General features: G+C 62.4%; 17 protein-coding genes. 7 read left to right on the forward strand and 10 right to left on the reverse strand.

Features of this window, described 5'->3' with window-relative positions:
- The first annotated feature begins 38 nt into the window (after positions 1–38).
- From C4N22_RS10995 to C4N22_RS11015, 5 genes are all read left to right on the forward strand, one after another.
- Complete coding sequence (locus C4N22_RS10995) at positions 39–1,190, forward strand: exonuclease SbcCD subunit D (RefSeq protein ID WP_112149002.1); 1,152 nt, start codon at positions 39–41, stop codon at positions 1,188–1,190.
- Positions 1,187–3,652 (forward strand): AAA family ATPase, encoded by a 2,466-nt coding sequence (locus tag C4N22_RS11000; RefSeq protein WP_112149003.1) that lies wholly within the window; start codon positions 1,187–1,189, stop codon positions 3,650–3,652. Before C4N22_RS10995 ends, C4N22_RS11000 begins: the two co-directional genes overlap by 4 nt.
- Positions 3,653–3,692: 40 nt before the next feature.
- Positions 3,693–4,040 carry a hypothetical protein gene (locus C4N22_RS11005; RefSeq protein WP_112149004.1) on the forward strand — a complete coding sequence of 116 codons (348 nt, stop codon included), beginning with the start codon at positions 3,693–3,695 and terminating at the stop codon, positions 4,038–4,040.
- 102 nt (positions 4,041–4,142) lie between these two features.
- On the forward strand, positions 4,143–4,364 hold the full coding sequence (locus C4N22_RS11010; RefSeq protein ID WP_022256407.1) for a YdbC family protein: 222 nt from the start codon (positions 4,143–4,145) through the stop codon (positions 4,362–4,364).
- 1 nt (position 4,365) lies between these two features.
- Complete coding sequence (locus C4N22_RS11015; RefSeq protein WP_112149005.1) at positions 4,366–4,947, forward strand: hydrolase; 582 nt, start codon at positions 4,366–4,368, stop codon at positions 4,945–4,947.
- 59 nt (positions 4,948–5,006) lie between these two features.
- Here C4N22_RS11015 and C4N22_RS11020 read toward each other — a convergent pair whose 3' ends face one another.
- From C4N22_RS11020 to C4N22_RS11035, 4 genes are all read right to left on the reverse strand, one after another.
- Positions 5,007–5,630, reverse strand: a complete 624-nt coding sequence (locus C4N22_RS11020; RefSeq protein WP_112149006.1) for a hypothetical protein — start codon at positions 5,628–5,630, stop codon at positions 5,007–5,009.
- A gap of 76 nt (positions 5,631–5,706) precedes the next feature.
- Entirely contained in the window at positions 5,707–6,870 is a 1,164-nt protein-coding gene (ftsZ, locus tag C4N22_RS11025; RefSeq protein WP_022256410.1) for a cell division protein FtsZ, read from the reverse strand.
- A 153-nt stretch (positions 6,871–7,023) separates the two neighbouring features.
- The gene (locus C4N22_RS11030) at positions 7,024–8,301 is read right to left on the reverse strand and encodes a UDP-N-acetylglucosamine 1-carboxyvinyltransferase (RefSeq protein WP_242981013.1); all 1,278 of its coding nucleotides are present in this window, start codon (positions 8,299–8,301) and stop codon (positions 7,024–7,026) included.
- Between the two features lie 232 nt (positions 8,302–8,533).
- Complete coding sequence (locus tag C4N22_RS11035) at positions 8,534–9,688, reverse strand: FtsW/RodA/SpoVE family cell cycle protein (RefSeq protein ID WP_112149007.1); 1,155 nt, start codon at positions 9,686–9,688, stop codon at positions 8,534–8,536.
- 90 nt (positions 9,689–9,778) lie between these two features.
- Here C4N22_RS11035 and C4N22_RS11040 point away from each other — a divergent pair, with 90 nt between their 5' ends.
- On the forward strand, positions 9,779–11,650 hold the full coding sequence (locus C4N22_RS11040) for a peptidoglycan D,D-transpeptidase FtsI family protein (protein ID WP_112149008.1): 1,872 nt from the start codon (positions 9,779–9,781) through the stop codon (positions 11,648–11,650).
- 66 nt (positions 11,651–11,716) lie between these two features.
- Here the strand turns inward: C4N22_RS11040 and C4N22_RS11045 are convergent, their stop codons facing one another.
- Positions 11,717–12,310 carry a xanthine phosphoribosyltransferase gene (locus C4N22_RS11045; RefSeq protein ID WP_022256414.1) on the reverse strand — a complete coding sequence of 198 codons (594 nt, stop codon included), beginning with the start codon at positions 12,308–12,310 and terminating at the stop codon, positions 11,717–11,719.
- 331 nt (positions 12,311–12,641) lie between these two features.
- On the opposite strand from C4N22_RS11045, the gene C4N22_RS11050 reads away from it, so the two are divergent.
- Positions 12,642–13,511, forward strand: coding sequence for a patatin-like phospholipase family protein (locus C4N22_RS11050; protein ID WP_112149009.1), 870 nt, complete (start codon positions 12,642–12,644; stop codon positions 13,509–13,511).
- Between the two features lie 52 nt (positions 13,512–13,563).
- Here the strand turns inward: C4N22_RS11050 and C4N22_RS11055 are convergent, their stop codons facing one another.
- The 5 genes from C4N22_RS11055 to C4N22_RS11075 form a co-directional block, all read right to left on the reverse strand.
- Complete coding sequence (locus tag C4N22_RS11055; protein WP_022256416.1) at positions 13,564–13,686, reverse strand: hypothetical protein; 123 nt, start codon at positions 13,684–13,686, stop codon at positions 13,564–13,566.
- 16 nt (positions 13,687–13,702) lie between these two features.
- The gene (locus C4N22_RS11060) at positions 13,703–14,836 is read right to left on the reverse strand and encodes a sodium ion-translocating decarboxylase subunit beta (protein WP_112149010.1); all 1,134 of its coding nucleotides are present in this window, start codon (positions 14,834–14,836) and stop codon (positions 13,703–13,705) included.
- A 270-nt stretch (positions 14,837–15,106) separates the two neighbouring features.
- Positions 15,107–16,150 carry a [citrate (pro-3S)-lyase] ligase gene (citC, locus tag C4N22_RS11065; protein WP_112149011.1) on the reverse strand — a complete coding sequence of 348 codons (1,044 nt, stop codon included), beginning with the start codon at positions 16,148–16,150 and terminating at the stop codon, positions 15,107–15,109.
- Entirely contained in the window at positions 16,143–17,510 is a 1,368-nt protein-coding gene (citG, locus tag C4N22_RS11070) for a triphosphoribosyl-dephospho-CoA synthase CitG (protein ID WP_112116416.1), read from the reverse strand. Before citG ends, citC begins: the two co-directional genes overlap by 8 nt.
- Positions 17,511–17,525: 15 nt before the next feature.
- Positions 17,526–18,380 (reverse strand): LysR family transcriptional regulator, encoded by an 855-nt coding sequence (locus C4N22_RS11075; RefSeq protein WP_112116418.1) that lies wholly within the window; start codon positions 18,378–18,380, stop codon positions 17,526–17,528.
- Between the last annotated feature and the right edge of the window lie 90 nt (positions 18,381–18,470).

Raw genomic sequence — 18,470 nt, forward strand, 5'->3', positions numbered from 1 at the left:
TAATAAAGGCAATCTCTTACAAAAAGGCGGTGCATCCCATGCGCTTTCTTCACCTCTCGGACCTCCACCTCGGCAAGCGGGTCTGTGAGTTTTCCATGCTGGACGACCAGCGCTATATCCTCGAGCAGATTCTGTCGCTGCTGGACACCCACCCCGTGGACGCCGTGCTGCTGGCGGGCGACCTTTACGATAAGCCCGTGCCCCCCGCCGAGGCCGTCCGCCTGCTGGACTGGTTCCTCACCGCGCTGGCCGAGCGGAAGCTTCCGGTGTTCGCCATCAGCGGCAACCACGATTCCGCCGACCGCATCGCGTTTGGCTCCCACCTGCTGGCGGAGAGCCGGGTATACATGAGCCCGGTGTTCACCGGGGCCCCGGAGCCCATCCCCCTCGCCGACGAATACGGCCCGGTGGACATCTACCTGCTCCCGTTTTTGAAGCCTGCCACCGTCCGGCATGTCTGGCCGGAGGAACCCGCTGAAAGTACCCAGAGCTACTCCGACGCGCTGGGCTGTGTCCTGCGCCGCTGCAAACGGGACCCGGCTCACCGCAGCCTGCTGGTGGCCCACCAGTTCGTGGCCGGGGCCGCTGTCTGCGAGAGCGAGGAGCCCTCGGTGGGCGGGCTGGACAGTGTGGACGTTTCCCTGTTCGAGGGCTTTGATTATGTGGCCCTGGGCCACCTCCACAGCCCTCAGAACGTGGGGCGGGACACCGTGCGCTACTGCGGCACGCCCCTCAAGTATTCCTTCTCCGAGGCAGGGCAGCAAAAGAGTGTCACCTTTGTGGAGCTGGGCCCCAAGGGCAGCGTCTCCATCACCACGGAACCCCTCACCCCGCTGCACGACCTGCGGGAGCTGCGGGGCAGCTACATGGAGCTGACGGACCGCCGGGCCTACGAGGGCACCGCCACGGACGATTACCTCCACATCACCCTGACCGATGAGCAGGATCTCCCGGACGCGCTGGCCCGGCTGCGGGTCCTCTATCCCAATCTCATGCGACTGGATTACGACAACCGCCGCACCCGGGAACAGCAGACCGTGGAGGGCCCGGCCCGGGCCGAGCAGCAGACCCCGCTGGAACACTTTGCAGCTTTTTATCAATTGCAGAATAACCAGCCCCTGAGCGAGGAGCAGGCCGCATTCTGCCAGCAGCTCATTGAATCCATCTGGAAAGGAGAGGACGACGCATGAGGCCTTTGAAACTGACCCTTTCGGCCTTTGGGCCCTATGCCGCCGAGACCACTCTCCCGCTGGAGCAGCTGGGCCGGGGTGGCCTGTACCTCGTCACGGGGGACACCGGGGCGGGCAAGACCACCCTCTTTGACGCCATCACCTACGCCCTCTACGACCACTCCAGCGGCGGCGTGCGAGAGGGGGCCATGCTCCGCAGTAAATACGCCGACCCCAAAACACCCACCTTTGTGGAGCTGGAATTTGAGGTGAACGGCCAGCGGTATACCGTGCGGCGGAACCCGGAATATCTCCGCCCCAAGGCCCGGGGCGAGGGTTTTACCACCGAGAAAGCGGACGCCACCCTCACCTATGCCGATGGCCGCCCGCCCGTTACGAAAGCCAAAGAGGTGACAGCCGCCGTCATCGACATCATCGGGCTGGATTACAGCCAGTTCTCGCAGATCGCCATGATCGCGCAGGGGCAGTTCACCCGGCTGCTGAATGCCTCTACCGAGGAGCGGAGCCGCATTTTCCGCAAACTGTTCCGCACCCAGCGGTACCAGAAATTGCAGGAAGCGCTGCAGGCGGAGGCTTCCACTCTCACGGCCCAGCGCGCGGCTCAGAAAGTGCGGATCGGACAGATCTTATCCGGCGTCTCATATCCGCCCGAGGACCCGGACGCCGAAGCATTGGACGCCCTGCGCCAGCCGGAAGCACAGCTCTTACCGGACGCCGTACTGGCCCTGTTGGACGATCTGCTGGCCCGGCAGGAGACGGAGCTGACCCGGCTTGCCGCCCAGCGGGCCGAAAAAGAAGCGGCTCTGGACGCCCTGCAGCAGACCCTTGGCCGGGCCCAGCAGGCACAGAAACTGCAGCAGGAGCTGGCCGCCAAACGGGCTAAAGCGCAGGAAACAGCTCTCTTAGAGGCCGCCCGGGCCGCGGCACGCCGCAAAACGCTGGACGAGCTGACCACCCGCCTGGCCGAAACCGAAACGGCACTGGCCGGGCTGGCCGACACGGATACCCGCCGGGTGGAGCTGGAAGCCGACGCCTCCCGTCTTGCTCAGCGCGGGGAAACGCTCCGCAAACTGGAACAGAGCCTCACCGACTGTCAGCGCCGCGCTGCCGCCGCCAAGACGGCACAGGAGCAGTACCGGCAGGCAGCCGCCCGCCAGACCGAGACACACACCGCCCGGGATGGGCTGGAACGGGCGTTTCTGGACGCACAGGCGGGCCTGCTGGCCCAGACGCTGGAAGAGGGCACGCCCTGCCCGGTCTGCGGCAGCACCCACCACCCGGCCAAAGCCCTGCTCCCCCGCACGGCCCCCACACAGACGCAGGTAAACGCGGCCAAGCGCGCCGCCACTGAGGCAGACGCCGCCGCGCAGGAGGCCAGTGCTGCCGCCCGCGCCGCCCTGACCCGGGAGCAGGAGGGCCGCGCCCGCCTGCGGCAGGACGCCGAGGCCCTGTTGCCGGAGCGGTTCACCTCTCCGGAGGGGCCGGTGCCGCTGACGGTGGGCCTGCTCAAGACCGCATTAGCCGAGGAGCATACCGCCCTGCACCGGGCACTGGACGCTCTGCACACACAGCAGACTGAAAATGCTGCCCAGACGAAACGCCGCACCCAGCTGGAAGCCCAGCGCAAGCAATTGGCCGACCAGCGCGCTGCATTGGAAGTGCAGGCGGCGCAGGCCCAGCAAGCGGCGGCCGCTGCCGAGGCCACCGTCCGCACACTGGAGGCCCAGCAGACTTCTGAAAACACGCTGCCCCCGCAGGAGCTGGCAGCATTGCAGGCCCGGCAAACGGAGCTGCAGACCGCCCGCAGCCAGCTGACCGCCGCCGAAAAGGCCCTCAACGCCCGGCTGGTGCCCAACCGGAACGCAGCCGCCCAGTACCGCCAGCACTCGGCCCGGCTCACGGCGCTGGAACACCGCTGGCAGTGGGTCAGCGCCCTCTCCGCCACGGCGGGCGGCACCCTGAGCAGCAAACAGAAGATCCGGCTGGAAGCCTACATTCAGATGAACTACCTCGACCGCATCCTCGTCCACGCCAACACCCGCCTGATGCAGATGACGGCGGGCCAGTACGAGCTGGAACGGATCGGGGCCGAGAACCAGCGCAGCCAGTCCGGCCTCGACCTCGGCGTCATCGACCACTACAACGGCACCCGCCGCAGCGTGAAGACCCTTTCCGGCGGCGAGAGCTTCAAGGCCTCTCTGGCGCTGGCCCTGGGCCTTTCAGACGAGGTGCAGAGCGCCGCTGGCGGCATCCGGCTGGACACCCTTTTCCTCGACGAGGGCTTTGGCTCCCTGGATGAGGACTCGCTGGAACAGGCGATCCGGGTGCTGGCAGGCCTGACCGAGGGTGACCGGCTGGTGGGCATCATCTCCCATGTAGGAGCTCTCAAGGATCGCGTTGACCATCAGGTGGTCGTCCGCAAGGCCCGCAGCGGCGGGAGCACGGTAGAGCTCATCGTATAATCGCGGCACCTCTGCGCAAACTATGCGCGGAGGTGTTTTTATGTCGAAGCACAAGCATTCCGTTGGAAACACGTCGAGCAAGGTGAGCCCGCCGCTGGGGCATCTGCCTGATTTTGAAATAAAACCTCTCCGTCCGCGCTCTGGCGCGGACAGCTCCCCTGCCAAGGGAAGTTCCATCGAGGTAACGGACGGCACCCCTGCCGCCTGCTACCAGAAAAACGCTGAGGATTATTTACAAGGCGATGTTTCCACCAGCGTGATGGCCCAGTACGGCCAGCAGCTGTTCGGCACGGCCCAGCACACTCACTCCGCCCACCCGGCCCCGGATGAGGACGAGAGCGGCGTGGAAGCACTGGTGGAGTGGCGGGAGGACGCCCCCTACGGCTAAGTTCTGAAACAATTTTCAAATTATTTTTAATTTAGTAGTTGAAATCTTCGGCCGCTTCTTTTATTATGGTAGCAAACAAAGACAAAGGCAGGTAATGTTACCATGGCAGAAATCAAATACGAAGTGGTCCAGAAGCTGGCAGTCCTCTCCCAGCGGCCCCGCGGCTGGGAGCGCCAGCTCAACCTCATCAGCTGGAACGACGGCGAGCCCAAGTATGATATCCGTGACTGGTCCCCGGACGGCACCCGGATGGGCAAGGGCATTTCCCTGAGCCACGACGAGCTGGCCATCCTCAAGGGCATCCTGGACGATATGGAGCTGTAAGATGGGCGACCGCGAGGAGTTTTTGCAGATCTTCCAGCAGCATGTCACCCGCCCCGGCAGCGAGAAGCTGCTGGACTGGCTGGACAGCAAGACCGATTTCTTCTCGGCTCCGGCCTCCACCCGGTTCCACGGGGCCTGTGAGGGCGGGCTGTGTATGCACAGCCTCAACGTCTATCACGCCCTCCATGACACCTTCTTCACCGAGGGCGACAGCGAGGAGAGCTTTGCCATCTGCGCCTTGCTGCACGACCTGTGCAAGGCCAACTACTACAAGCGCGGCACCCGCAACGTGAAAAATGACGTGACCGGCCAGTGGGAAAAAGTGCCCTCCTACAGCGTGGAGGATCTGTTCCCTTACGGCCACGGCGAGAAGAGCGTTTTCCTCATTGAGCGGTTCATGAAACTGAAAGTGGAGGAAGCGGTGGCCATCCGCTGGCACATGGGCGGCTTTGACGACGCGGCCCGGGGCGGCTGCTTTGCCATCTCGGAGGCCTACGATAAATACCCTCTGGCCGTCAAGCTCCACATTGCTGACCTGGAAGCAACGTACCTCATGGAGCACCGCACCAGCGCGGTAAAATAAGCATCAAAAAAGACCGATGCACTGTCGTGAGACAAATGCATCGGTCTTTTTCTTTTTTGTTAAGTTCCCATCAGCTGTTCCAGCTGGGAGATGATGTCCACCGAGAGGTGATCCAGCTTGGTCTTGGGCTCCCATTCCGGGGTGCCCGTGTCCAGCAGGGTCTCGATCTCGCCGGTAAGCGGTCCCTGAGCCACCCCGGCATCCCGCGCGGGGGCCGGGAAATGGATGACCGGGAGCTCCGGCTTTTCCAGCACCGGAACGGTGGGCTGAGGCGTCGGCTCCGGCAGGGTCTCGCCCGCCCGGGCCTGCTCACACAGCGCCTGTAACTCGGCGTTCTCCCGGCGCAGGTCCAGCATGGCACGCTCGTAGGCAAACAGGCGAGTCTCATACCGGCGGATCTCCGCATTGGCCTCCGCCAGTTTCCGGCGCAGCAGCTCTGTTTCAGAAGCCGCAGGCGCAGACTGCCCCCCGGACACCGGAACAGCGGTCTGCATCGTCCGCCCCGGCAGGATCGATCCCGGCTGGTTCTGGGTAGCCATGGCTTCCTCCACTTCCTGCAGTCTGCGCTGCGCGCGGCGGTGCTCGGACGCAGTTTCGGCACAAAGACGCTCAATGCAGCGCAGTACGCTGTTTTTGCGGCTGCTCAACCATGCGGTGGGCAGCGTTCCGTCCCTGAGTACCATCCAATGCCTCCTTCCGCTCACGCGCAAGAGACACGCCCCCTCCCGGGCGCTCTGTTGTTCTGAATGAAGATCCCGCTTACTTGCGCTTGTTCAGGATGGCCAGCAGCTCATCGTAATAACGGTTGTCGCTGCTCTCCTCTTCCACCTTGGCGGTGTTGGCAGCAGGCTGCTGCTTTGCGGCATTGTTGGCGGCTGCCACGTCAGAGCTGAAGACAGCCGACGGAGTGGAAGCTGCCGCACCGGCTGCATTGCTCAGGCTGGCACGCAGAGCATCGGGCACCTTGTTGTCAAAACCGGTGGCGACCACGGTCACGCGCATCTCATCGGAGAGGTTCTCATCAAACGCGGTACCCCAGATGATGTTTGCATCGGGATGCGCGCTCTGGGTGATGAGGCCCGCGGCGGTCTCGACATCCTCCAGGCCGATGTCCGGGCTGGAAGTGATGTTGATGATCACGCCGTGTGCACCAGCAATGCTGGTCTCCAGCAGCGGAGAGGAGATCGCAGCCTTGGCGGCGTTCTCTGCTTTCCCGGCACCCTTGGCACTGCCCACGCCCATGTGTGCGTAGCCTGCGTCTTTCATGATGGAGCGCACGTCGGCGAAGTCCAGGTTGATGAACGCGGGCACATTGATCAGGGCGGAGATGGACTCCACGCCCTGGCGCAGCACGTTATCCGCAGCCTGGAAAGCGTTCATCAGGGTGATCTTCTCCTGGCTGATCATCTTCAGGCGCTCATTGGGGATCACGATCAGGCTGTCCACATGCATCAGCAGGTTTGCAATGCCCTGCTCGGCCAGGCCCATCTTCCGCTTGCCCTCAAAAGAGAACGGCTTGGTCACGATGCCAACGGTCAGGATGCCCAGGTCATGGGCGACCTCGGCCACAACAGGGGCCGCGCCCGTGCCGGTGCCGCCGCCCATACCGGCAGTGATAAAGACCATCTGAGAGCCCTTGAGCGCGTTTGCGATCTCGTCCTTGCTCTCCTCGGCGGCGCGCTGGCCGATCTCAGGGTCGGCACCCGCGCCGCGGCCCTTGGTGAGCTTGGAACCCAGCTGCACCTTGGTGGCAGCATGGTTCTTGGCCAGTGCCTGCTGGTCGGTGTTCATCGCGATGAATTCAACCCCCTGCAGGCCGTCGCTGACCATCCGGTTGACCGCGTTTCCGCCGCCGCCACCGACGCCAATTACCTTAATCGTCGTAACGTTTTCGTCCATTTCTTCGTCGAGCATCAATGCCATAACTTTGTCCTCCATCGGATTTTATCGTACACCCGCCGTGTACAAGGGCAGGATTATCTCATATTACTGCTACTATATAACAGTATCGTATCATCTTTTGGCTCCGATTGCAAGACAAATTTGGGTTTTGGGGGGTGTTTTTTTCACCGGGGGTCACGCGGGCTTCGTTTCTCGGTAAATTCGTGCCCCAAGAGAGGCCAAAATCTCTGTAAAATCCGCATATCCACGGTCGAGATACGCAACCCCGCCGATTTGGCTCCTGCCCTGTGCCGCCAGGGCTGCCAGCACCAGTGCGGCCCCGCCCCGCAGGTCGGGTGCAGAAAGGCGTGTACCCCGCAGTGCACCACCCGGCCGGATGTGCAGCACCCGGCCCGCCGTATTTACCCGCCCGCCCAAGGCCGCAAAGCCCTCCGCGCAGGCAAACCGCCGCTCAAAGATCACATCCTCAATACTGCTTTCGCCCTCCGCACAGAGCATGGCGGCCGCCAGCGGCGGGGCAGCATCGGTGGCCAATGCCGGATATACTCCGGTGAACACCCGGCCCGCACCATACAGCCGCCCAAACCGGGCCACCTGCACGCTCTCCCCGCCGCGCTCCACCCGGCAGCCCATTTGTGCCAGAATTTCCAGCACCGGGGCATAGAGCTCCGGGCTGCATCCGGTCAGTTCCACCCGGCCTCCGGCGGCGGCCGCCGCACAGGCCAGCGTGGAGGCAAAAATACGGTCCGGCAGGGGCGAAAACACGCACCCGCCCAGCGCCCTCCGCCCCTCAATGATGAGCGTGGAGCTTCCCGCCCCCTCCACACTGCCGCCGCACCGGTTGAGGAAATCGGCCAGGTCTGCGACCTCCGGCTCCCGCGCAGCTCCCCGCAGCACGGTGCGGCCCCGGGCGCAGGCCGCCGCCAGCAAAAGCGTCTCCGTGGCCCCCACACTGGGGAACCGCAGGGTGATTTCTGCCCCATGCAGGCCGGAGGGAGCCAGCAGCACCAGCCGCCCCGGCCCGGCGTCCAGCTCCTGCACCCCCATCCGCGCCAGACCCGTCAGGTGCAGGTCAATGGGGCGGGAGCCGATCCTGCACCCGCCGGGCAGCACGGTCTCCGCCCGGCCAAGCCGTGCCAGCAGCGGCGCGCAGAAGAGAATGGAAGCCCGCATTTGTGCCGCTGTTTGCCCCGGCAGGGTGCTCTGGACCGGGCTGCCGGAGAGCGCCACATCGCTGCCCTGCCACTGGGCCGTGCAGCCCGCGCCCCGCAGCAGCGCAAGGCTGCACTCCACGTCCGAGAGCCTTGGCACGCCCCGCAGCCGGACCGGCCGCTGGCAGAGCAGCGCGGCCGCCAGAAGCGGCAGTACGCTGTTTTTTGCTGCCGGGATGCGGACCGTTCCGTTCAAAGGCCACCCACCCGTTACCACGATCTGTTCCGCGCTCTGTGCCATATACGCAGCCCCCATTCCGCAAAAGATACCACAGGCTATGCAAAGGGAGCGCGGAATGTCAATCCGTCTGATTCCACAAGAGTTTGGTGCGTCATTTGTTCCAGTTTATTTAAAATTCAACCTCTCAGGCCGCGCTCTGGCACGTCCAGCCGTCCTCCCTCTGTCGCTAACGCGACATCTCCCTCCGGCCGGAGGGAGTCTATCCTATCAGGGGAGCCAAACAGAGGAATTTTCACGTTTCCCCTCTTGAGACGGAAAGCACCACCCCCATCTCGCCCAGCAGCATCATGAGGCTGGTGCCGCCGGAGGAAAAAAACGGCAGGCTGATGCCTGTGTTGGGGATGGTGTTGGTTACAACGGCCATGTTCAGCACGGCCTGCAGGGCCACCTGCACCGTGAAGCCGACCACCAGCAGTGCCCCGAAACGATCGGGCGCATGGGCCGCCAGCGTGATTCCCCGCCAGAGCAGCAGCACGAACAGCCCCACCACGGCGCAGGCCCCCACAAAGCCCAGCTCCTCGCAAACGATGGAAAAAATAAAATCGTTCTGGGGCTCTGGCACGAACAGATGTTTCTGGCGGCTGTTGCCCAGGCCCAGCCCGGCAGCCCCGCCGGAGCCGATGGCATACAGGCTCTGGATGGTCTGGTGGCCGTCGCCCAGCGGGTCAGCAAAAGGGTCCAGCCAGGAATTGAGCCGGTCGGCGGCGTAGGGCACAAGGTCGGGCATGATGACCACTGCCGCCCCGATGGCGGCCACCCCGCTCACGCCTGCCAGCACGAACCACTTGAGCCCGGTACCGCCCACAAACATCAGCACGGCTCCAATGCCCAGGATCAGCAGGGTGCCCGAAAGGTGCGGCTCCAGCAGCATCAGCGCCGCCACCACCCCCAGCACCAGCGCAAAGGGAAGCACGCCCACGGAGAAGCGTTTCATCTGGTCGTGGTTGAGGGAAATGACATGGCTGAACACCAGCACCACCGCGAATTTGGCAATTTCGCTGGGCTGCAGCGTGCCCAGCCCGGGCAGCACCAGCCAGCGCTTGCAGCCGTTGTACTCCGGCATAAAGAGCACGGCCACCAGCAAAACGAGGGAGAGAGCCAGCAGCGGCCAGGCCAGCTTATGGAAAAGATGATAATCCACCCGGCTGGCCAGCCACAGGCCCACCAACCCCAGCGCCGCGTATAGCAGCTGCGGGCGCAGGTAGGCCCAGGCATCCCCCCGGCGGTAGAGAGCCACCGCACTGGAGGCAGAGGCCAGCATCACCAGCCCAAAGCCCACCAGCGTGAGCACCAGTACCAGAAAAGGCAGGTCCAGGGCAGGCAGCTGCCGCAGAGGCAGGCGGAGCCTGTGGCGGGGCGTGGGGCGTATCGTTTCATTGTGCAGCATCGGCAGTTCCTCCCGGGTACTTATTGTACGCAGGAATGGCGAATAATAGTCACTCTGCCCCGCATAGAGTGGCAGGAGGAGGTGGTGTTCATGTCCGGTCCGCGCACCCTGCCCGAGCGGGCATTCCGCCAGCGGGCACGGCTGGTGGCCGTGCTGTTCTGTGCCGTGGCCGCCGGGCTGGCGTTCCGTCTGTTCTGGCTGCAATTGCGCGCCTCTGATTGGTACACTCAGCGGGCGCTGGGCCAGCAATTGCGGGATACCGTCGTCCCGGCGGACCGGGGCCGTATCTATAGTGCGGACGGCGTTTTGCTGGCCGCCAACAGCAGCTGCTGGACCCTGCGGGCCTCGCCCCGGGAGATGCCGGAGGAAAAACTCGGCCTTGCCGCCCAGGGCCTTGCGAAAATATTGGAGCTGGACGAAGCCGCCCTGCTGGAAAAATTCAGCCAGCGGCGCTCCAACGACTGCCTGCTCCGCTACCGGGTGGACCGTTCCATGGCCGACCGGGTGCGGGATTTCTGCGAGGAGAACGGCATCACCGGCATCCGGATCAATCAGGACTCCAGGCGCTGGTACCCGCAGGGGGAGTTTCTGGCCTCGGTGCTGGGTTTCACCAATGTGGACAACGCCGGTGTCTCGGGGCTGGAGCTGGAATACGACGATCTGCTCACCGGGGAAAACGGCGTGGTGCTCACCGCCGTCAACGCCTGGGGCTACACGCTGGAACAAAGCTATGAGACCGAGCGCTTCCCCACCGAGGGGGACGGCCTGCGGCTGACCATCGACACCAACATCCAACATTACCTAGAGAACGCGCTGGGCTATGCCGTCCGGGAGCATCACGTCGCGGCCCGGGCCGTAGGCATCGTGATGGACGTGAACACCGGGGCCGTGCTGGCCATGTCCACCACCCCCTCCTACGACCCCAACCAGCCCCGCGTGCTGGCCGACAAGGCCGCCCGGAGCATGGTGGACGCCCTGACCGGCGACGAGCGCAAGGCAGCTTTGCAGCTGGCCCAGCAGACCCAGTGGCGGAACAAGGCCGTCAGCGATTTATACGAGCCGGGCAGCGTCTTCAAGCTCATCACCTGCGCAGCAGCGCTGGACGCCGGGGCCATCTCCAAAAGCTCCAGCTTTTACTGCGGGGAGTTCATCTCGGTAGCAGGCACCCGGTTCCACTGCGCCAACCACAAGCGCCACGGGGCCCAGACCGTGACCCAGGCACTGGAAAACTCCTGCAACCAGAGCTTCATCCAGATCGGGGCAAGGCTGGGCAAAGAGGCGTTCTGTGATTATTTTGCAGCCTTTGGCCTGCGGGAGCCCACCGGCATCGACCTGCCCGCCGAGCCGAAAAAGAGCCTCTACTACACCGCTGACCGGATGGGCCCGGTGGAGCTGGCCTCCTGCGCGTTCGGGCAGAGCAGCAAGATCTCCTACCTGGAAATGGCATCGGCGGTCTGTGCCGTGGTCAACGGCGGGAAGCTGCTGCAGCCCCGGGTGGTGGATGCCATTTTAGGGCCGGAGGGCGAGGTCATAGAGACCCTCTCCCCCGTCTGCAAACGGCAGGTGCTCAAGCCCGAGACCAGCCAGATCATGCGGGAGATGATGGAGGCGGTCGTCCTCTACGGCGGCGGGCGGAACGCGCGGATCGCGGGCTACCGGGTGGGCGGCAAGAGCGGCACCAGCCAGAAGCTGGACAGCGCCGACGAAAAGGCCCGCATTGCCAGCTTTGTGGCCGTGGCCCCCATCGACGACCCGCGGTTCCTCTGCCTGGTCTGCCTGGATGAGCCCCACAGCTGGACGACGGCAGGCGGCAGCCTCTCGGCTCCCGTCTGCGCCGAGGTTCTGGAACAGACGCTGGTATCCAAAGGCATCCCCCGCGCCGCCGTCCCGGAGCAGCCAGCCCCCACGGCGGAGACTGCCGCCGACCTGCCTGAAGATGGCGACAGTTTTGACGGGGCCTGAATCAGGGCAAAAAGAAAAGACCGCCGAAGCGGTCCTGCGGATAGGATAACATGTGCTGCTGGATTTTCAGCTCTGCTGCGGCTGCTCGCGGAACGTGATCTCGCCGGTCTTGCTGTCCATGGCATCCACGATGGCAAGGCTCTCCAGCTGGTAGCCCTTGCTGCGGATGAGCTCGCCGCCCTGCTGGAAACCTTTTTCCACGGCAATGCCGATGCCCTCCACGGTGGCACCGGCCTCCTGTGCCAGCTCCAGCAGGCCCATCAGGGCACAGCCGTTGGCCAGGAAATCGTCAATGATGAGGACATGGTCCTCCGGGGTGAGGAACTTTTTGGAGACGATGACGTTGTAGATCTTCTTGTGGGTAAAAGACTGGATCTTGGTCTCGTAGTTATCGTAATCCAGGTTGATGCTCATGGACTTTTTGGCAAACACCACCGGCACGTTGAACTCGCTGGCCACCACGGCGGCAATGCCAATGCCGCTGGCCTCGATGGTGAGCACCTTGTTGATGGGCTTGCCATCAAACAGGCGCTTCCACTCCCGGGCCATCTCCTTGAACAGTGGGATGTCCATCTGGTGGTTGATGAAACTGTCTACCTTGAGCACATTGCCCTCGCGGACAATGCCGTCCTTGCGGATGCGATCTTCCAGCATTTTCATAACTCTGCACGTTCCTCCCAGTGACTCTCAAATTTTTCCTGTGACTCTCAATTTTTATTTTACCAAGTATACCGGAACCACCCGGGGTTTGCAAGGTGTTTTATACCCAAATTTGACAAAAAAGCGCTTGGAATTTCAGTCTTAGCTCCAAAGAGTATGACTTTGATTGTTCTTTTGCGTCCGGGGGCGATTTTTCCGGCCTGCGGGCTTGTTTTCTGGAAAAATTCGAGTATACTGGAAGCAATCAGCCGGGGGATTCTGTGCTGCCCCGGCCAACAGGGTGCGGCTGTTTTGCAACGAACCAGCCGCTGGGGAGAAGGAGTGGACCCGTATGAAAACAGGATTGATCATGGAAGGCGGTGCCATGCGGGGCATGTTCACGGCGGGCGTGCTGGACGTTCTGATGGAGAACGGCCTTGTGACCGACGGTGCGATCGGCGTGTCGGCCGGCGCGGTGTTTGGCTGCAACTACAAATCACACCAGATCGGCCGCGTCATCCGCTACAACACCGAGTACTGCAACGATAAGCGCTACGCCAGCTTTAAAAATCTGGTCAAAACGGGCAACCTGTACAGTGAGCAGTTCTGCTACCACGAGGTGCCCGAAAAGCTGGATCCGTTCAACGAGGCGGCCTTTGCCGCCTCCCCCATGGATTTCTTTGTGGTCTGCACCGATGTGAAAACGGGCGAGCCCATCTATCATAAGTGCCGCAAGGGCGATGCCGAGGATGTGCGCTGGATGGAAGCCTCGGCTTCCATGCCGCTGGCGGCAAAGATCGTCAAGATCGGCCATTACGGCCTGCTGGACGGCGGCGTGGCGGACTCCATCCCGGTGCGGTTCTTTGAGTCCATCGGGTACAAGCGCAATCTCATCATCCTGACCCAGCCCAAGGGCTACACCAAAAAGAAGAACAAACTCCTGCCCGCCATCCGGGCCAAATATTTCCGCTACCCCGCCTTTGTGGAGGCTGTGGCGGACCGCCATGAGCGGTATAACGAGACCCTGAGCTACATCTCGATGCTGGAGCAGGCCGGCAAGGATTATGTCATCCGCCCGCCCATCCCGCTGGAGATCGGTGCCATGGAGCGGGACCCCGCCCAGCTGCGCCGCGTCTATGAGACCGGCCGGGCCGTGGCTCAGATCCAGGTCGAGAAGATCCGGGATTTTTTGAATGCCGTGAAAGCAGCTCCTGAGACCTGATTTGCAAAACAAAAGAGGCTGTTGCAAAATGGTGCAACAGCCTCTTTTATTTTTACTTTGTAAACTTCCCCAGCAGGGTCACCGCCAGCACAATAACGCCGATGACCAGGAAGATGCCCAGCATCCCGATGAGCAGGATGGGCAGCGTGGTCTCCCACGAAAGTAAATGCAGCATGTTTTTCCTCCTTTGTTCACGCGCCCAGCAGGGTGAGCAGCAGCCCGCCTGCAATGACGGAAGCGATCTGGCCTGAGACATTGACGCTGATGGAATACATGAGCAGGAAATTCTGGTTATCCTCTTCCAGCCCCATTTTGTTGACCACCCGCCCGCTCATGGGGAACGCGGAAATGCCCGCCGCGCCGATCATGGGGTTGAGCTTTTTGCCCTCCGGCAGGAAAAGGTTGAGCAGCTTGGCAAACAGCACGCCGCCGATGGTATCGAACACGAACGCCACCAGCCCCAGCGCCAGGATGAGCAGGGTATCCGGCCGGACGAACTGGTCCGCCGTCATCTGCCCGGCCACGGTGAGCCCCAGCACGATGGTGATGAGATTGGTCAGCACATTCTGCGCCGTCTCGCTCAGGGCGTTGAGGACACCGCACTCCCGCAGCAGGTTGCCGAACATCAAAAAGCCCACCAGCGCCACGCTGGCCGGGGCCACCAGCCCGGCGATGACCGTGACTACAATGGGGAACAGAATGCGGGTCAGCCTGCTGACATGGCCTTTCTCATAGGGCATCCGGATGAGCCGTTCTTTCCGGGTGGTCACCAGCCGGATGACCGGCGGCTGAACGATGGGCACCAGCGCCATGTAGCTGTAGGCCGCCACCATGATGGCTCCCAGATATTTCGAGCCCAGCACGTTTGCCACAAAGATGGCCGTGGGGCCGTCCGCCGCGCCAATCACGGCGATGGAAGCGGCATCGTTCAGCTCAAAGACGAAGCCTGCCGCGAACAGGGTGAAAAAGATGCCGAACTGGGCCGCCGCCCCAAAGAACATGAGCCAGGGCTTTTCCAGCAGGGGGCCGAAATCGATCATGGCACCAATGCCGATGAAGAGCAGCAGCGGAAACAGCTCGTTGCTCATTCCCGCACGGAACAGCTCCGTGATGGGCCCCACGGTCTCCCCCTGGGTAATGGCCCCGGAGAGAGGCAGGTTGACGAGGATGGCACCAAAGCCCATGGGCAGCAGCAGGCTTGGCTCCATCTGTTTTGCGATGGCCAGATAAATAAGCAGACCGCCCACCGCCCACATGACCACCATCTGCCAGGTCAGATTTCCAAAATTGGAAAACAGGCTGGCGAATGTTGTGAGAAACTCCATTTTGTTTCCTCCCAAAAACAGGCCCCGGAGGCTGCGGACAGGAAACAAAAAAAGAGACCCCTGCCACAGCCAAAAATCACTGTGACAAAAGTCTCAAGCGAACACATGACATCGGGTGTTTCCACCGTGCTGACGCTGCCATGCAGTGCACCGCTCCGGGTCCGCGGCACACCCCTTACTCCCTTTTATCGGTTCTATTATATGCGATGTCCCGCCGGTCTGTCAACGGGCTCCGGCGCTTTTTTTGCCGCTTCTTTTCCGGGGAGTTTCTCAGTAATGCACCACATTGCCCGCTTTCTGGATCCGTGCCAGCACCGGGGCAGCCTCCGGGCTGCGGAAATATTCCAGCGTCGTGGCGGGGACGAGGGCTTTCAGGGACTCCCAATCGCCGTTCTGGAGGCACTGGCGGACGGTGGAGGCGCTGATGGCCTTTCCCCCGGCCTGTTTACGGGGCACAATGATGCAGTGGATGCCCGCCTTGGGCAGCTGCTCTTTCATGATCTGATTGTACAGGCCCGTCACCTGGCTGGCAGGCTCCTCACCCACATAGCGGGCGGTCACATTCAATACCGCCGCGATCTTGGTAAAAACGGCCAGGTCGAGCCTTGCGTGGCCCTCGATCACGGCGGTTTTGTCTTTCAGAAAATAACTCGGGAACGTGGCGTTGGAGATAATATAGGGGCCGCTGTCGTGCAGAACGACGTTGGACAGATGCCGCACTCCTTCGGCCACCAGCCGCTTGCGGACTGCAAAAGGCACCAGGCTGGCGTCCTCGCTGACGACAAACAGATGGAGGGTATCACAGGCGGCAGCCGCCGTTTCCACCAGATACTGGTGCCCCAGCGTAAAGGGGTTGGCGTTCATGACCAGCGCGGCAGATCTGCCCTCGGTTTTGGTCTTTTCGAGGCCGCGCAGGTAGGCACCAAAACCATCCCGGCGGTTCTCCATAAAGACGAGGGTATCCTCCACCCGGGCGATCTCGTAAAAGCCCAGGTCCCCAAAGAATTTGGAGCTTTTACCCTTGGTGTACAAAAACAGGTGGAGGTTGCCCCGGGCGCACTGCACCTCAATGAGGTGGGTGATGATCTGGTTGAGCAGGCCCTCGCCCTGATGGTCGCTGCTGACGGCAAAGCACCGCAGGGTGTTGCCAAAGCAGCTGCCCGTGCCGATGACGTGGTAATCCTCATCGAACATGGCACAGATATAATCCAGATTGCCGTCCCGGCGGATGCCCTCTTTCTGCAAAAGGGCGTCGATCTCAGCCAGGGTGGTTTTATCGGTGGGCGACACCTGCGAGAGGGTGTATTCAGACATCTTCCAGTACCTCCGTTTTGAAAAAATGGAGCAGGTAGCAGAGCGCCAGCAGGTCAGCGCTGCCGCCGGGCGAGAGGTTGGCCGCGATAAAGCGGTCATCCAGCGCGCGGAGAGCGGCTTCGTCCGGGTAAGGCGTCCGGGCCAGCAGGGCTTTCAGCTCCTCCACCACGGCCAGTTGCGTGGCACGGTCGCTGCGGGCGATCAGGTTGGTATCCGTGCTGTTGGCAATGATCGCCAGCAGCGCCCCGCAGCCGGACTGATTGAGGCTGTATCCTGCGGCCAGCCCTTTTTCCAGCGCGGGCAGACCAAACTCCAACACGGCGGGCAAACCTGCTTCCACCTGCCCCCGCACCCCGGTAATGCCGTACTGCACATAGAGCTTCTGCCCGGCGGTAACGGCATTCTCGGCCGTGACCCCCGCAAAGTCTTTTGCCGTCAGCCCGGCCGTCATGGTCGAGACTTCCGCCAGCACGCGGGCCGGGTCGGCCCAGACGGCACGGTCCAGGCGACCCAGCGCCGCGCAGACGATGCCAATGGAGAAAATAGCCCCCTTATGGGTATTGACGCCATGGGTGGCGGCCAGCATCTCGCCCTCAGCCTCGCAGCCCAGCGGGCGGAGGGCTGCAAAGGTCTCCGGGGCCGGGCCGTCCGCTGTTTTCCGCCCTGCCCGGGTGCAGGCCTCAAAATAAGGGTAGAGGGAGGCCGCGCTGCTCATAAAGGTAAACGAATCCATATCGGTGTGGCTGCCGCTGTTCCGGCGATCCACCAGGCCGGGCTTGGGGGTAGTGGTCACCTCATACAAAAGGGCCCGCACCGCCTGCCGGGCAGCCGTGGCGGCATCCAGCGTATCCATCGTCTCGGTAAGAATCGCCGTCGTCCGGGCCTGCAGCTCGGCTACGGGATGCACCCGGCGGCTGCTGCACACCTTGGCAGGCCCGCCGCAGATGAGGCATTTGCGGCCCTCAAGATGCAATTCTTCCCGGTCCACTTTTTTGCCGTCCGGGCGGAGGACGTCCATGTCAAACAGCCGCCCCAGCGGGCTGGCGTCCTCCACCAATGTCGTCAGTTTCTTGATGGTCAGCGGTTCCGCGTCCAGCACATAAAAAGCCTCTGGCCCCGTCACAGCCTTGCTGAGGTCGATTTTCAGCGGTTTGATGCCGCAGCGCAAAAACTGCCGTTCCAGCAGCTGCCGCCCCCGGGCAAAGCCCCGGCGGATGAGAGGCGAATCCTTGACCGGGCCCGCAATGTTCATGGTAAAGCAGACCAGCGGCTTGCCATAGGCCCCCAGTAGCTCCTGCTGGTGCCAGACCCGGCGCTCCCGGGCATCCAGCATCTGGATGAGGGATACTTCTTGTTCCATGAAAATTTTCTCCTCTCAGCGTTTTTTCTTGAGCATGTCCATAAACAGCTGCACCTGCGGCAGAGCAGCGGCATCCCGCTGGCAGAAAATGTAGGTGCGGCGGAGGAACGGCTCGCCGTTTTCAAACGTGCAGGGCCGGACACAGCCATCAAAATTGTCCAGCGCGATTTCCGGCATCAGGGCCCAGCCAAGGCCCCGCTTGACCATTTCCAGACAGGCGGTGATATTGTCCACCACAAAGCTGCCCGTATCCCCGGTCACGCCATTCTCATACCGCCAGCGGGCCATCTGGGCCCCCAGCGAAGCGTCGGTCTGGTGGTCGATATACAGATAATCCGAGAGCGGCTTTCCCTCATACTCCCGGGCATAGATCAGGCAGATATCCTCTTGTGAGAGGAGGAACTGCGTGCCGTCCCAGGGGTACTCGCCCCGCAGCACCGCAATGTCCAGCGTACCGTCCAGCATCTGCTGGTAAAGGTGGCGGCTGTGCCCGGTGGCAATATCCAGCCGGACACGGGGATACTTTTTGTGGTATTCGGTCAGCACCTCCGGCAGGCGGTAGTAGGAAAAATTGACCGACACGCCCGCTTTCAGGGTGCCGCACACCTCGCCCTGCATGGCGTCCAGCCCGCGGCGCAGCTGCTCCATCTGCTTGAGGGCGGCACGGCTGTGCTCCAGCACCTTTTCTCCTGCCGGGGTAAAGCGGATGCCCTGCCGGGAGCGGAGCAGAATTTCCACCCCCAGCTCCTGCTCCATGGATTTGATCCGCTTGGACAGCGCCGACTGGGTCATATAGAGTTTATCCGCCGCATGGGTGATGTTCCGTGTCTCATCCAGCACTTCCAGCAGCTCAAAGTCTTTCTCGTCCATTGAGGTTCTCCTTTCATTTCAACTTCCCTGCCTGGTTCCGTTCTATGTTTGTCTTTTCCCATTCCTTTTCTTCATCTTACTACCCTTTAT

The sequence above is a fragment of the Faecalibacterium prausnitzii genome (assembly GCF_003287495.1).
Lineage (GTDB): Bacteria > Bacillota > Clostridia > Oscillospirales > Ruminococcaceae > Faecalibacterium > Faecalibacterium prausnitzii_I.

What these genes read in the sequence shown, in the direction of transcription:
- C4N22_RS10995 (WP_112149002.1), top strand. Translation starts at nt 39, where the DNA reads ATGCGCTTTCTTCACCTCTCGGACCTCCACCTCGGCAAGCGGGTCTGT.
- C4N22_RS11000 (WP_112149003.1), top strand. Translation starts at nt 1,187, where the DNA reads ATGAGGCCTTTGAAACTGACCCTTTCGGCCTTTGGGCCCTATGCCGCC.
- C4N22_RS11005 (WP_112149004.1), top strand. Translation starts at nt 3,693, where the DNA reads ATGTCGAAGCACAAGCATTCCGTTGGAAACACGTCGAGCAAGGTGAGC.
- C4N22_RS11010 (WP_022256407.1), top strand. Translation starts at nt 4,143, where the DNA reads ATGGCAGAAATCAAATACGAAGTGGTCCAGAAGCTGGCAGTCCTCTCC.
- C4N22_RS11015 (WP_112149005.1), top strand. Translation starts at nt 4,366, where the DNA reads ATGGGCGACCGCGAGGAGTTTTTGCAGATCTTCCAGCAGCATGTCACC.
- C4N22_RS11020 (WP_112149006.1), bottom strand. Translation starts at nt 5,630, where the DNA reads ATGGTACTCAGGGACGGAACGCTGCCCACCGCATGGTTGAGCAGCCGC.
- ftsZ (WP_022256410.1), bottom strand. Translation starts at nt 6,870, where the DNA reads ATGGCATTGATGCTCGACGAAGAAATGGACGAAAACGTTACGACGATT.
- C4N22_RS11030 (WP_242981013.1), bottom strand. Translation starts at nt 8,301, where the DNA reads ATGGCACAGAGCGCGGAACAGATCGTGGTAACGGGTGGGTGGCCTTTG.
- C4N22_RS11035 (WP_112149007.1), bottom strand. Translation starts at nt 9,688, where the DNA reads ATGCTGCACAATGAAACGATACGCCCCACGCCCCGCCACAGGCTCCGC.
- C4N22_RS11040 (WP_112149008.1), top strand. Translation starts at nt 9,779, where the DNA reads ATGTCCGGTCCGCGCACCCTGCCCGAGCGGGCATTCCGCCAGCGGGCA.
- C4N22_RS11045 (WP_022256414.1), bottom strand. Translation starts at nt 12,310, where the DNA reads ATGAAAATGCTGGAAGATCGCATCCGCAAGGACGGCATTGTCCGCGAG.
- C4N22_RS11050 (WP_112149009.1), top strand. Translation starts at nt 12,642, where the DNA reads ATGAAAACAGGATTGATCATGGAAGGCGGTGCCATGCGGGGCATGTTC.
- C4N22_RS11055 (WP_022256416.1), bottom strand. Translation starts at nt 13,686, where the DNA reads ATGCTGCATTTACTTTCGTGGGAGACCACGCTGCCCATCCTGCTCATC.
- C4N22_RS11060 (WP_112149010.1), bottom strand. Translation starts at nt 14,836, where the DNA reads ATGGAGTTTCTCACAACATTCGCCAGCCTGTTTTCCAATTTTGGAAAT.
- citC (WP_112149011.1), bottom strand. Translation starts at nt 16,150, where the DNA reads ATGTCTGAATACACCCTCTCGCAGGTGTCGCCCACCGATAAAACCACC.
- citG (WP_112116416.1), bottom strand. Translation starts at nt 17,510, where the DNA reads ATGGAACAAGAAGTATCCCTCATCCAGATGCTGGATGCCCGGGAGCGC.
- C4N22_RS11075 (WP_112116418.1), bottom strand. Translation starts at nt 18,380, where the DNA reads ATGGACGAGAAAGACTTTGAGCTGCTGGAAGTGCTGGATGAGACACGG.